General features: G+C 64.2%; 11 protein-coding genes and 4 pseudogenes. 9 read left to right on the top strand and 6 right to left on the bottom strand.

The genetic code is table 11. The annotated features are described in order from the left end of the window. Nucleotides 1-16 precede the first annotated feature (16 nt). Nucleotides 17-778 (top strand): substrate-binding domain-containing protein, encoded by a 762-nt coding sequence (locus tag ACVWYI_RS27380; RefSeq protein WP_456663676.1) that lies wholly within the window; start codon nt 17-19, stop codon nt 776-778. A gap of 9 nt (nt 779-787) precedes the next feature. Here ACVWYI_RS27380 and ACVWYI_RS27375 read toward each other — a convergent pair whose 3' ends face one another. Next, nucleotides 788-1,111, bottom strand: coding sequence for a DUF1476 domain-containing protein (locus ACVWYI_RS27375; protein ID WP_247339149.1), 324 nt, complete (start codon nt 1,109-1,111; stop codon nt 788-790). A gap of 320 nt (nt 1,112-1,431) precedes the next feature. Here ACVWYI_RS27375 and purC point away from each other — a divergent pair. Beyond that, nucleotides 1,432-2,200, top strand: a pseudogene (gene purC, locus ACVWYI_RS27370) (phosphoribosylaminoimidazolesuccinocarboxamide synthase). Nucleotides 2,201-2,212: 12 nt separating this feature from the next. Beyond that, nucleotides 2,213-2,455: a phosphoribosylformylglycinamidine synthase subunit PurS gene (gene purS / locus ACVWYI_RS27365; protein ID WP_007602264.1), complete on the top strand. Its 243-nt coding sequence runs from the start codon at nt 2,213-2,215 to the stop codon at nt 2,453-2,455. Nucleotides 2,456-2,465: 10 nt separating this feature from the next. On the opposite strand, the pseudogene ACVWYI_RS27360 reads toward purS, so the two are convergent. After that, nucleotides 2,466-3,483: pseudogene (locus tag ACVWYI_RS27360) on the bottom strand (magnesium and cobalt transport protein CorA). A 163-nt stretch (nt 3,484-3,646) separates the two neighbouring features. Here ACVWYI_RS27360 and purQ point away from each other — a divergent pair. Beyond that, a complete protein-coding gene (purQ, locus tag ACVWYI_RS27355) occupies nt 3,647-4,348 on the top strand; it encodes a phosphoribosylformylglycinamidine synthase subunit PurQ (RefSeq protein WP_247444459.1) in 702 nt (233 codons plus the stop codon). Then, nucleotides 4,345-5,316: a tripartite tricarboxylate transporter substrate binding protein BugD gene (locus tag ACVWYI_RS27350; protein ID WP_456663675.1), complete on the top strand. Its 972-nt coding sequence runs from the start codon at nt 4,345-4,347 to the stop codon at nt 5,314-5,316. The genes purQ and ACVWYI_RS27350 overlap by 4 nt, the downstream gene beginning before the upstream one ends. Before the next feature lie 14 nt (nt 5,317-5,330). Here the strand turns inward: ACVWYI_RS27350 and ACVWYI_RS27345 are convergent, their stop codons facing one another. Then, nucleotides 5,331-6,287, bottom strand: a complete 957-nt coding sequence (locus ACVWYI_RS27345; protein WP_456663674.1) for a DMT family transporter — start codon at nt 6,285-6,287, stop codon at nt 5,331-5,333. 74 nt (nt 6,288-6,361) lie between these two features. Continuing rightward, entirely contained in the window at nt 6,362-6,841 is a 480-nt protein-coding gene (locus tag ACVWYI_RS27340) for a PaaI family thioesterase (protein WP_456649330.1), read from the bottom strand. 183 nt (nt 6,842-7,024) lie between these two features. On the opposite strand from ACVWYI_RS27340, the gene purL reads away from it, so the two are divergent. After that, nucleotides 7,025-9,235, top strand: coding sequence for a phosphoribosylformylglycinamidine synthase subunit PurL (purL, locus tag ACVWYI_RS27335; protein WP_456663673.1), 2,211 nt, complete (start codon nt 7,025-7,027; stop codon nt 9,233-9,235). 122 nt (nt 9,236-9,357) lie between these two features. Here purL and ACVWYI_RS27330 read toward each other — a convergent pair whose 3' ends face one another. Further along, the gene (locus ACVWYI_RS27330) at nt 9,358-10,536 is read right to left on the bottom strand and encodes an acyltransferase family protein (protein WP_456663672.1); all 1,179 of its coding nucleotides are present in this window, start codon (nt 10,534-10,536) and stop codon (nt 9,358-9,360) included. 189 nt (nt 10,537-10,725) lie between these two features. Between ACVWYI_RS27330 and ACVWYI_RS27325 the strand changes: the two genes are divergently transcribed. Beyond that, nucleotides 10,726-10,899, top strand: a complete 174-nt coding sequence (locus tag ACVWYI_RS27325) for a DUF1328 domain-containing protein (RefSeq protein WP_007612121.1) — start codon at nt 10,726-10,728, stop codon at nt 10,897-10,899. Nucleotides 10,900-11,035: 136 nt separating this feature from the next. Here ACVWYI_RS27325 and ACVWYI_RS27320 read toward each other — a convergent pair. Then, a pseudogene (locus ACVWYI_RS27320) lies at nt 11,036-11,392 on the bottom strand (DUF427 domain-containing protein); the annotation flags it as partial. Nucleotides 11,393-11,597: 205 nt separating this feature from the next. Here ACVWYI_RS27320 and ACVWYI_RS27315 point away from each other — a divergent pair. Together ACVWYI_RS27315 and ACVWYI_RS27310 are read left to right on the top strand one after the other, a co-directional pair. Next, complete coding sequence (locus ACVWYI_RS27315) at nt 11,598-11,843, top strand: BolA family protein (protein WP_212487351.1); 246 nt, start codon at nt 11,598-11,600, stop codon at nt 11,841-11,843. A gap of 25 nt (nt 11,844-11,868) precedes the next feature. Continuing rightward, nucleotides 11,869-13,063 (top strand): annotated as a pseudogene (locus tag ACVWYI_RS27310) (low temperature requirement protein A). Nucleotides 13,064-13,075: the final 12 nt, after the last annotated feature.

The raw sequence follows: 13,075 nt of genomic DNA, 5'->3' as shown, positions 1-13,075 counted from the left end.
CGTGTTCTGATCCCCTATGCGGAGCGGGCCGTTGCGGCCCGCACAGGATGCCGAGCAAGCCGTCCGCGCGCTGACCAAGCAGACATCGGGACCGGTTTCGCTGGCTGTGACCGGGACGTTTGCCGACAGCCGCCTGTCAGGGATCATGAAGGGATTTGCGAGGGCTCATCGGGGTGTCGCGCTCACCTTGCGCACGGCGACCAGCGCCGAGGTCAGCGCGCTCGTCCGCCGTGGCGAGGCGACGATTGGCCTGCGCTACAACCTCGACCGTTCGCGCGATCTCGACTGCGAGCCGATCCTGTCCGAGAAGCTCCAGGTCGTCTGCGCCCCCGACCATCCGCTCGCCGGACGCCGGGTGAAGCGGTTGGCTCAGCTCGCGAGCGAGCGCTGGATCGCCTTTCCCGAGATACAGGGCCGACCCGAGGTCGCGGCCGCGCATATCTTCGCGTTGTTTTTGACGCAGGGCCTGGGTGACGTGGTGTGGACCGCGGTCGACAGCCTGACCGCCCAGAAGCGGCTGGTGGAGTCAGGGTTCGGCCTGGCGCTGCTCGCGCAAAGTCATGTCGCAGAAGAACTCGGCTCGGGCGCGATGTCGACGATTGCGGTCGGTGATCTCTCTGCCAGCCACAACGTGGCGATCGTCACCCGGCGCGACGGCTTTCTGAGCCTGGCCGCGCAACGTCTGCTGGACGCCATTCGAGGCGGCTATGGCGCTTCGCGAAGTCGGGGAATAAAACGGCCGGCGCGCAAAAATTCCGCACGCCGGCCTGACGCGTAGGAGCGGGCGCTATTTCCCCGCCTTCACCTCGGCCGCCGCCACCGCGATCAGCTCGTTCATCTTGGCGCGAATCGCCTGCTCGGTGACGGACACGTTCTTGGCGGCGAAATCGGCCGCGACCTTGCGCAGGACGTCGGCGTCGCCGGCTTCCTCGAAATCGGCCGCGACCACGTCCTTGGCATAGGCCGTCGCCGCGTCGCCGGTGATGCCGAGCTGCTCGGCCGCCCACAGGCCGAGCAGCCGGTTGCGGCGGGCCTCCGCCTTGAATTTCTGCTCCTCGTCGAGGGCGAATTTCTTCTCGAAACCTTCCTGGCGCTTGTCGAACGTGCTCATGCCTTTTCCAATTCCCTGCTGACTGGACCCGGCGCCCTCGTTGCGACGGCCCCTTCGCATGCCTAGATAGGGGGCACGAATCGGCAAAACAACGAGCCGTTAAGCCGCAGGCAAGGCGGTATAAGTTGGCATCGGATGAGCCGGATCGATTGTGCTGGGACAGCCAATCGGATAGGTTGCCTGAAGGTCCGGTTCCCGTTCTGTTTCCAAGGGTTGCAGATCGGTTCCAGGCCATTCACAGCCGCTCCGCTGTGGGTCGTAATCCCTAGTAACCGGAGCACACCAAATACATGGATTTCAACAAAACACGGTACATCCCCATGAGCCGTCGGCGTCGCATTTATGAAGGCAAGGCAAAGGTTCTGTATGAAGGCCCGGAGCCCGGTACCCTGATCCAGCACTTCAAGGACGACGCCACCGCGTTCAACGCGAAAAAGCATCAGGTGATCGAGGGCAAGGGTGTCCTCAACAACCGGATCTCGGAGTACCTGTTTCAGCACCTCAACGACATCGGGGTGCCGACCCACTTCATCCGCCGCCTCAACATGCGCGAGCAGTTGATTCGCGAGGTCGAGATCGTGCCGCTGGAAGTGGTGGTGCGGAACGTCGCCGCCGGCTCGCTGTCGCAGCGCCTTGGCATCGAGGAAGGCACGCAGCTGCCCCGCTCGATCATCGAATTCTACTACAAGAACGACCAGCTCAACGACCCCATGGTGTCGGAAGAGCACATCACCGCCTTCGGCTGGGCGACCCCGCAGGAGATCGACGACATCATGGCGCTCGCCATTCGTGTCAACGATTTCCTCACCGGTCTCTTCCTCGGCATCGGCATCCGCCTCGTCGACTTCAAGATGGAGTGCGGCCGGCTGTTCGAGAACGAGATGATGCGGATCATCGTCGCCGACGAGATCTCCCCGGACTCCTGCCCGTCTGTGGGACATCAAGTCGAACGAGAAGCTCGACAAGGATCGTTTCCGCAGGGATCTCGGCGGGCTGCTCGAGGCCTATACCGAAGTCGCAAAGCGTCTCGGCATCCTCATGGAGAACGAGCGTCCGCAGGGCTCCGGCCCGGTGCTGGTGAAGAGCTAAGGGGTTTTCGACGTGAAGGCACGTGTCACCGTTACCTTGAAGACGGGCATCCTCGATCCGCAAGGCAAGGCCATCGAAGGCGCGCTGAAGTCGCTCGGCGTCGACGGCGTCGCCAGCGTCCGGCAGGGCAAGGTGTTCGACATCGAACTCGCCGGCGCCGACAAGGCCAAGGCCGAGGCGGCGTTGAAGGACGCCGCCGACAAGCTGCTCGCGAACACCGTGATCGAGAATTATCGGGTGGAGCTGATCGGGTGAACGGGATGGCTCACAGCCATCCGACCCTGCGAAAGCGCCAGTACAGCGCGCCGCACGCCGTCAGCATCACGCCGAGCAGCGTGTTAATAGCCGTACTCCCAGTCCAGCTCCGGCATGTGCTTGAAGTTCATGCCGTAGATGCCGGCGAGCGCGGTCGGGATCGCGATGATGGCGAGCCAGGAGGCGAGCTTCTTGGAGACCGCCGTCTCCTGGGCCTGGCCGACCAGCAAGCTTGCTTCGAAGGCGAAGGCCAGCACCTCGCGCATCGAATCGATCCGCTCCTGAATGTTCCTGACGTGGTCGGTGACGTCGCGGAACAGCGGCTGCATCGTCGCGCGCACCATCGCCAGTTCGTCATGCTCCAGCCTGCGACAGACCTCGACCAGGGGGCCGATCGCAGTCCTGAGCCGCAGCAGGTCGCGGCGCAGCATGTAGAGCCGCTCGATCTGGGCCTTGCTGATCGGCTGGGAGAGTACGTCGTCCTCTATGCTCTCGACCTCTTCGTGAATGCTCTCGAGCACGGGCGAGTAGTTGTCGACGATGAAATCGAGGATGGCGTAGAGGATGTAGTCCTCGCCGCGCGCGAGCGCCCGCGGGCAGCTCTCGCAGCGTTCGCGCACCGGCGTGTAGGACGTCGAGGCGCCGTGGCGCACCGAGACCAGATAGCCTTCGCCGACGAAGATGTGCGTCTCGCCGAAGGCGATCCGGCCTTCGATCAGTTGCGCCGTCCGCGCCACGATGAACAGGGCCTCGCCATATTGCTCGATCTTCGGCCGTTGGTGCGCGTTGTTGGCGTCCTCGATCGCGAGCTCGTGCAAATCGAACTGCTTCTGCACCGCGCTGAGCAGCGCCATGTCGGGCTCGTGCAGCCCGATCCAGACCACGTGGCCGGGTTTTGCCCGCCAGCTCGAAGCTTCGCTGATGGCGATATTGGCGACGCGCCGACCGTCGACATATGCGCCGGCGGCGACGACACCCTCGGCGGACACCGGCTCGGAGAGGGATGCGGGCAGCGACGGGACATTCATGGCTTCAATCCCGGGCAAGTCGATCAGCCGAATGGCGGGCTATGGCCTGTGCACAACGCTCGCTGGCAAGGCTAGCACTGGTAAAATCCCCGTCAAATGGTTATGTCTGCTGGCGATTTGGCCGCCGTGCCAGCCCATTCCAATCTCGTTCGGAACCTCCGCCATGAAAGCCGCCATCCTCGTGTTTCCCGGAATCAACCGCGAGCGCGACATGGCGCGCGCGCTGAAGCTGATCTCGGGCCATGAGCCGGCGATGGTGTGGCACGCCGAGACGTCGCTGCCTCATGGCACCGATCTCGTGGTGGTACCCGGCGGCTTCTCCTATGGCGATTACTTACGCTGTGGCGCGATTGCGGCGCGGGCGCCGGTGATGGACGCTGTGCGCGACTATGCGGCCAAGGGCGGCCTCGTGCTCGGCGTCTGCAACGGTTTTCAGATCCTCTGCGAGTCCGGCCTCTTGCCTGGCGTGTTGATGCGCAATGCACGGCTGAAATTCATCTGCCACGACGTGCATCTGCGCGTCGAGCGCTCCGACACGCCGTTCACGCGTGGCTACAATGCAGGGCAGGTGATCCGCGTGCCCATCGCGCATGGCGAGGGCAATTATGCGGCAGACGCAGAGACCATCAAGCGGCTCGAAGGCGAGGGTCGCGTGCTGTACCGCTATTGCTCCGCCGACGGCGCGATCGACGATATCAGCAACATCAATGGCGCCGCGCAATCCATCGCCGGCATCGTCAACGACAAGGGTAACGTGCTCGGCATGATGCCGCATCCGGAAAACCACGTCGAAGACATCATGGGTTGCACCGACGGCCGCGGCCTGTTCGCAGGCCTCACCGCGCATCTGGAAAAGGCCGCGTGATTGCGTTCGTGCTGAAGCGGCTGTCGGCCGCTGTCGCCGTCGTTGCGTTCGCGACCGTCGCGTTCGCGCAGGATTTCCCCAAGCGTCCCGTCACCATGATCGTGCCGTTCGCGGCCGGCGGCACTTCCGACGTGATCGCGCGCACGGTCGCCGAGCAGATGGGCATCGCGCTCGGCCAGACCATCGTGATCGAGAACGTCGCCGGCGCCGGCGGCTCGACCGCACTGGCGCGCGCCTCCCGCGCCGAGCCTGACGGCTACACCGTTGCGATCGGCAATGCCGGCACCAACGCCGCGACGTATACGATCTATCCAAAACTCCCGTTCACACCGGACTCCTTCGTGCCGATCGCCATGGTGGCGAAGACGTTCGGCATCATCGCCGTGCGCAAGGATTTTCCGGCAAAGGACCTCAAGGAGTTCATCGCCTACGCCAAGGCCAACCCCGGCAAGATCAATCTCGGCCACGCCGGTGTCGGTTCGTCGAACTACCTCATTTGCAAAAGCTTCGTCACAGCCGCCGGGATCGACCCGACGCTGGTCGGCTATCGCGGCGCCGCGCCTGCGCTCACGGATGCGATCGGCGGCCAGATCGACGGCGTCTGCGATGCGGCGGCCTCCGTCTCGCAATCGGTCAACGAGAAGCTGGTGCGGGGCCTCGTGGTCGGCTCGACCGTGCGGCTTGCCACGCTGCCCGATCTGCCGACATCAGCCGAAGCCGGCCTGCCTGAATTCGAGGCGCAGGGCTGGAACGGTCTGTTCGCGCCCAAGGGCACCCCGCCCGCCGTGATCGCCAGGCTGAACGCCGCCGCGCGCACGGCGGTGGAGACCGACGCGGTGAAGAAGCGCTTTGCCGACCTCTCGACCGTTGCCCCCGATGACAACGAACATGCGCCGGAGCTGCTTCAGCAGCTGGTGACGCGCGACGTCGAGAAGTATCGGAAGATACTGGCTGACGACGCCAAGTAGACGCCAAGTAATAGCTACCGCAGCTTCAGCCGTTCCGCCGGCAACGTCATGGCGGCAACACCCGCCATCACCAGCAGCAGGCCCAGCGCCAAATTCGACGGCACGCTCTCGCCCAGCAGCAGCACGGACAGGCCAACACCGATCGGAATGCGCAAATAGCCTTGTGCGTTCGTCGTCAGCGTGCCGAGCCGTCCCAGGCACATGTAGAACAGCATCAGCCCCAAGGCGCTGGAGACGATGCCCATGACGATGGTGGCTGTGATTGCCGTCGGCGTCGGGTGCAGCGTCCAGGGCTGGTCGATGATCAACGAAGGTGGCAGCAGCAGGAGACCGCCGAACAGCAGCGAGCCGGCCGCCACCACCATCGGGTCGTATTCGGAGAGCCGCAGGCCGAAGATCGTGGCGCAGGCAAAGGAGATGGTGGCGAGGAGGATCGCGATCTCCGCCACGATCTCGCTACCGAAGCCGCGCAGCGCATCCAGGCCGACGATGACGATTGTACCGGCAAGGCCGAGGATCGCGCCTGCGAGCTTCAACAGCGTTGCCGGCTCGTGCCGCGTGATCAGCGACGTGATCAGGAAGGCGAAGATCGGCGTGGTCGAGGCCAGCACCACCGTGTTCGACGCCGGCACATATTGCTGCGCCCAGGTGATGATCAGGAACGGGAAGGTCGAGTTGATCAATTGCTGGGTCGCGAACAGCTTCCAGGCCTTGGCGTCAGTCGGGATCCTGACGCCGCGCATCCACAGGATCGCGAACAGGAAGGCGGCCGCGATCAGCGAGCGTGCCGAGATGAAGGTAACAGGCGGGATCGTGTCCAGCGCGAGCTTGGCCAGCGGATAGGTGGAGCTCCAGCAGCAGGCCAGCGCGACCAGCAGCGCATAGTCACGCGAGTTGCGCGCGCCGGCGGCGGGCATGGACGGCAATTGCGAGGCCGTGGCGCGACCTGTCGGCGATGTGCTCTGCGGCACCTTGATGTTGCTCCCCGCGCGACAGCGCTGGACACAAGTCTGGGCGAGGGGGCACCAAAAGGGAAGGCGGCGAGCTATGCGTTTGGCTGCGGTGCCGGCTTCCGCTTCACCCGCTTGATCGTGCCGGAGAAGGTGAAGAGGGGCCGCCCGCCTGATGTCAGCTTGCCGCGCAGGAATATCAGCGAGCCGCCGGCGCGTGAGACTTCGCCGACGCATTCGATCAGTTCGCCCTCGCGTGCAGCGTCGAGGAAGTCGCAGGCGAAATTGGTGGTCACGGCCGGCCCATCCAGTTCGTGGGTGGCGATCGCGAACAGGCAATAGTCGGAAAACGCCATGAAGCAGCCGCCATGGACGTTTCCGGAGCCGTTGAGGTGCTTTTTCTCGACTCGGAACGCCGAGCGGACGCTGCCGTCGTCCTCGATCTTGTGCCAGAACGGGCCGATGTGGCTCTCAAAACTGTCGCGAATCCAGGTTCGCCAGCCCTCGAATTCCCCATCAGTGGCGATGTGGAGGTCGGGGCGGCGGGGCGGGGGCGCTTTGGTCAATTCATGCAAGGAAATGGGCCTTCAATTGCGGGTCTTTTGCCCTTAAATCCGATCTGTCCGCGCTGTGCAATTCCTGTTCCCGCAGCCCACGGCCGCAAAACGTGGGACAGCGGGAAAATGCGCCATAAAGGGCTTTTCCAAGCCGCCCGATGTTCCTAAGAACGGCCAACTGCTGCCGAAAGCCCAAACTCCATGAAGAACGAACCCAAGATCACCCCCGAGCTGATTGCCGCCCACGGGCTCAAGCCCGACGAGTACGAGCGCATCCTGAAGCTGATTGGGCGGGAGCCGACCTTCACCGAGCTCGGCATCTTCTCGGCGATGTGGAACGAGCACTGCTCGTACAAATCCTCGCGCCTTCATCTGAAGGGTCTGCCGACCAAGGCGCCCTGGGTGATCCAGGGTCCCGGCGAGAACGCCGGCGTGATCGACATTGGCGACGGCCAGGCCGTGGTCTTCAAGATGGAGAGCCACAACCACCCGAGCTACATCGAGCCTTACCAGGGCGCGACCACCGGTGTCGGCGGCATCTTGCGCGACGTCTTCACGATGGGCGCGCGTCCGATCGCCTGCCTCAACGCACTGAGTTTTGGCGCGCCCGAACATGCCAGAACCCGGCATCTCGTCTCCGGCGTCGTCGCCGGGGTCGGCGGCTATGGCAATTCCTTCGGCGTGCCGACGGTCGGCGGCCAGGTCCGCTTCCATACCCGCTATGACGGCAACATTCTCGTCAACGCGATGGCGGTGGGCCTCGCCGATACCGACAAGATCTTCTATGCAGCCGCCTCCGGCGTGAACATGCCGATCGTCTATCTCGGCTCCAAGACCGGCCGCGACGGCATCCACGGCGCCTCGATGGCCTCGGCCGAGTTCGACGACAAGTCCGAGGAGAAGCGCCCGACGGTGCAGGTCGGCGATCCCTTCGCCGAGAAGCTGCTGTTAGAGGCCTGCCTCGAGATCATGGAGAGTGGCTGCGTCATCGCGATCCAGGACATGGGTGCGGCTGGCCTGACCTGCTCGGCGGTCGAGATGGGTGCCAAGGGCGACCTCGGCGTCGACCTTGATCTCGACGCTGTGCCGACGCGCGAGACCGGCATGAGCGCCTACGAGATGATGCTCTCGGAGAGCCAGGAGCGCATGCTCATGGTGCTCAAGCCCGAGAAAGAGAAGGAAGCTGAGGCGATCTTCAAAAAGTGGGGTCTCGATTTCGCCGTGGTCGGCTACACCACGCCCAGCAAGCGCTTTGTGGTCAAGCACGGCGGCGACGTCATGGCCGATTTGCCGATCAAGGAGCTCGGCGACGAGGCGCCGCTCTATGACCGTCCGCATGTCCCCTCGACCGCGCTGCCGGTCGTGCACGCGCGCGAGGTGCCGTCGCCGATGGGTCTCGGCGCTGCGCTGGAAAAGCTGATCGGCACGCCCGAGCTGTGCAGCAAACGCTGGGTCTGGGAGCAGTACGACCACGTCATTCTCGGCAACACCATGCAGCGTCCTGGCGGCGATGCCGCCGTGGTGCGCGTGCAGGACGGCCCGAAGGGCTTGGCGCTGACCGTCGACGTGACGCCGCGCTATTGCGAGGCCGATCCCTATCAAGGCGGCATGCAGGCGGTGGCTGAAGCCTGGCGCAACATCACCGCCGTCGGCGGCAAGCCGCTCGCGATCACCGACAATCTCAATTTCGGCAATCCTGAAAGGCCCGAGATCATGGGCCAGTTCGTCGGCTGCCTGAAGGGCATCTCGGAAGCCTGCCGCACGCTCGACTTCCCGGTCGTCTCCGGCAATGTCTCGCTCTACAACGAGACCAACGGCCGCGCGATCCTGCCGACGCCCTCGATCGGCGGCGTCGGCCTGCTGGATGATTTCACCAAGTCAGCCTCGCTCGCCTTCAAGGCCGAAGGCGAGGCGATCCTCTTGATCGGCGAGAACCATGGCTGGCTCGGCCAGTCGGTGTATCTCCGCGACATCTGCGGTCGCGAGGAGGGCGCACCACCGCCGGTCGACCTCGCCGCCGAGAAGCGCAACGGCGACTGCGTGCGTGGCATGATCCATGCGGGCACCGCGACCGCCGTGCACGATCTCTCCGACGGCGGTCTTCTGATCGCGCTCGCCGAGATGGCGATGGCGAGCGGCATCGGCGCAGAACTGCTCGCGGCGCCGACCGCGCTGGTGCCGCAGGCCTATTGGTTCGGCGAGGACCAGGCGCGCTATCTCGTCACCGTGCCGGAAACGGAAGCCGGCCGGGTGCTCGCCAAGATGCGCGGTTGCGAGGTGCCCTGCGTGCGGATCGGCACCACCGGTGGTGACGCCGTCGCGATCGCAGGCGAAGCGCCGGTTACGATCGAGGCGCTGCGGACCTCGTTCGAATGCTGGCTGCCGGAGTATATGGGCGGGAAGGCGGCCTGAGGGGCTGCCGCACATTCCGTCATTGCGAGCGTAGCGAAGCAATCCAGAGTCTCACCGAGGAGGCAGTCTGGATTGCTTCGTCGCAAGGGCTCCTCGCAATGACGAGCGGAGAGGCCTTGGTCTCACAACACGTGCGACGCCCCTGGAATCTTACGTAAGCCCGCCGTCAGTGCCCAGCTCAGGATCACCGTGAGCACGAAGCCGATCGCGGCCTTCACGATCGCCGGCAGCGAGTAGTCATACAGCGCGTACTGAATCCACAGCGCAATCGGATAGTGCACCAGGAACATGCCGTAGGCATCCGCCTGCATGCGGTCGAGCAGGTTCGGCCCGGGCGCCTTCTGGTGCAGGAAGAAGGCGAGGATCGCGAGCAGGATCGAGCCTGAGAACAGCACGAAGAACGTGCTGTAGATCGCCTGGTACCAGTGCGGCTGCGGGTCGGGATTCCCCAAAACTTCACGCTTGATGTAGATCATGCCCCACATCAGGCAGTACGGGATCAGCGTCGCGAACACCCATAGCCAGCGCTGTTTCGGCAACTGGCCGTCGGCGCTGAGGATGCCGCGATCGAAGTTCGCCGCACCAACGCTGACGCCGATGAAGAAATAGGCGAAGTAGAGCAGGATGCGGCTCGCCTGTACCGAGAACGGCCCGAGCTCGAACCATTTGCTGCCGCCGAAATAGAGCAGCGACGGCACGTAGACAAGGGCGGTGACGACCACGAGCATCAGCCAGAATGCGGCCGGCTGCTCAAATCCGCGCAGCGAGATACGGTTGCCCGGATCGACCAAATGGGCCGAGACCCGGTAGAGCAGGCTCGCGGTCAGGTCGAATGCCAGCAGCACCCACACGAACCAGATCGGCCCGCTCGGCCACGGACCAACCGTCACCGTCTTCCACCAGAACGCCGTGAAGCTCAGCCCGGGCTCATGCCGCAGCGCGATAGCGTAATAGGCGAGCGGGATGACGGTGAAGGCCGCGATCGCGAACGGCAGCCCGAGCCGCAACAGGCGATCGCGGAGAAAGACCGACGGCGCCTTACGCGCGATGCCGGGCCACGTGAACAGTCCCGACAGGAAGAAGAACATCGCCATGAAGAAGCTGTCGGTGGCCAGCACGACGATGTCGAAACCGATCCAGGAGGTCGGATCGGTGTGCCCGAAATAGGTGTAGGGAATGACGGCGTGGTGCAGCAGCACTACCAGCGTGAGGAAGGTGCGGGCGCGATCGAGCGACAGATTGCGCGCCTTGCTCCTCGGCGCGGCGTGCACGTCTGCGCCGATCGTCGCTGAATGTGACATCGTCATCGTGGCCGCCCCGGTCGCGCTTCCGTCCCGGCCGGACTTTGCCGTCGGGAACCGGATTCAGCAAGGGTCGTTTGAGACGTCCGCAGGTCCCGACGCCGCTAGGAACCAGTTCCCTGCGACGAAGTTAGCGTTCGCCAAGAGGGCTTGAGGACCGCGACAAGCGGTACAATTTCGGAGCTGGCGATGACGATCCTGAAATGGGCGCTGATCTTCTTACTTGTCTCGATCGTGGCCGGCGTGCTCGGCTTCACCGGCATCTCGGCCGCCTCCGCCGACATCGCCCGCTTCCTGTTCTACGTGTTCGTCGTGATTTTCCTGGTGCTGCTGATCCTGGGGCTCACGATCTTCAGGGCGTAGCGGGACTGCTCCAGCATTCCCAGTCGTCGTGCCCGGGCCCGTCCCGGGCATCCACGTCCTTTTGTATCCGCGGCAGCCAAGAACGTGGATGGCCGGGGCAAGCCCGGCCCTGACGGGAGGCCCGTGTCGGTGCTACCCCACCTTCCTCGATCTTCACCTTGTCCGGATAGAAGGCGAGGTGACCGGAAATCTCGGTCATCGCGGGGAAGGGCGTCTCGTAGGTCCAGATCGCGTTGTCGAGCGTCTGGCCGTTGGCCTTGACGCTGTAATAGCTCGCGTCCCCCTTGTAGGGGCAATGGGTGACGCGATCGGTGCGCTCCAGCAGCGCCATATTGGCGTCCTGTCTCGGGACATATTGCACCGCCGGATATTTGGCCTCCTTCAAGATCAGCGCCTTGCTGGTCTCGGCGATCACGATATCGCCCGCCGTAACGCGGACGCGCCGGGGGTTCTGGGTGATGGTGATGGGGTGGTCGGGCCCTGGAAGCTTCATGACTTCACGCCTTTTCGATCAATCTGCCGTGCGTGGCACTTTGTCGTGCCTTTATCAGGATGGGATATAGTGCCGGAAGGCGTGACGTAGAAGGCCGTTCACGCTAAGTTTGTCCCTGCTGGCAAGTTTGGCTTTGCAGATCCGGACCCCCGGCAGCGATTCGACGACAAGGCTGATTGCAGCCGCGACAAGGAGTACGACCCGAATGCCCATGGACGCTCACGATATCGAGGCGATGATCAAGGCGGCGATCCCCGATGCCGAGGTGACCATCCGTGACCTCGCCGGCGACGGCGACCACTATGCCGCGACCGTGATCTCGGAATCCTTCCGCGGCAAGTCCCGCGTCCAGCAGCACCAGATCGTCTATCAGTCCCTGCGCGGCCAGATGGGCGGCGTGCTGCATGCGTTGGCGCTGCAGACCGGGGTGCCTGGGGCGCCCGGGGCCTGATTTGATCCTGTGACGGGGGATGACGATGGTTGCGGACAATCCTCGCGGCGCGATGTTTCGCGTCATCCTGCCGAACCAGCACAGCCGCGTCACCAATGCCGAGCTGTTCTTCGACCTCGTCTTCGTTTTCGCGATCACGCAGGTCTCGCACACGCTGCTGCACCATTTCACGCCGCTCGGTGCGGTGCATGTCACGGTGCTGTTTCTCGCGGTGTGGTGGGTGTGGGTCTACACCGCCTGGGTCACCAACTGGCTCAATCCAGAGCTGACGCCGGTCCGGATCATGCTCTTCCTGATGATGCTGGGCGGGCTGGTGCTGTCGACGACGATCCCGACCGCCTTCGAGGGGCGGGGCCTGTGGTTTGCGATCGCCTACGCAACGATGCAGGTCGGACGTACTGCGTTCTGGATGTTTGCAACGCCGCGGCATCGAACTGCGGTCCGGCACAACGCGATCCGCATCCTGACGTGGCTCTCGATCTCCGCGGTGTTGTGGATCGCAGGCGGCCTTTCCGAGGGAGAGACGCGGCTATGGCTGTGGATCGCGGCGGTCAGCTGGGAATACATCTCGCCAGCGGTACGTTTCTGGGTCCCGAAGCTGGGCTTCTCGTCGGTCGAGGCATGGGCTGTCGAGGGCGGCCACATGGCCGAGCGCTGCTCTCTCTTCGTCATCATCGCGCTTGGCGAGGCTGTCGTCGTCAATGGTGCGACCTTTGCCGAGCTGGACTGGACCGCGGACAACATCTTTGCCTTTGTGTCGGCGCTGGTGGGGGCCATCGCGATGTGGTGGGTCTATTTCCACAAAGGCGCCGAGGCCGGCTCCGAACGTATCTCGAAATCCGCCGAATCCGGCCGGCTGGCGCGGCTCGCCTATACCTATCTGCATATGCCGATCGTCGCCGGCATCATCCTGACTGCGGTGTCGGACGAGCTGGTGTTGAAGCATCCGGCCGGCCATTCCGACCTGAGGACCATCGTCAGCACAATCGGCGGACCGCTGCTGTTCCTGGTCGGCACCGTCCTGTTCAAGCACGCGATCCGCGGCTTCCTCCAGCTCTCGCACGGCATCGGCATCATCCTGCTTCTGGTGCTGAGCTGGTTCGCTGCCGAACTGTCGCCGCTTTGGCTGTCGGTCGCGACCACGGTGATCATGATCGTCGTGGCAGTATGGGAATCGGTTTCGCTGGGATCGACGCCGTGAGGAGGCAGAGGAGCATTGAGGCGCGGGCTGC

It is taken from the genome of Bradyrhizobium sp. LB13.1 (assembly GCF_054056815.1).
This window is presented reverse-complemented; position numbering and strand designations above follow the sequence as displayed.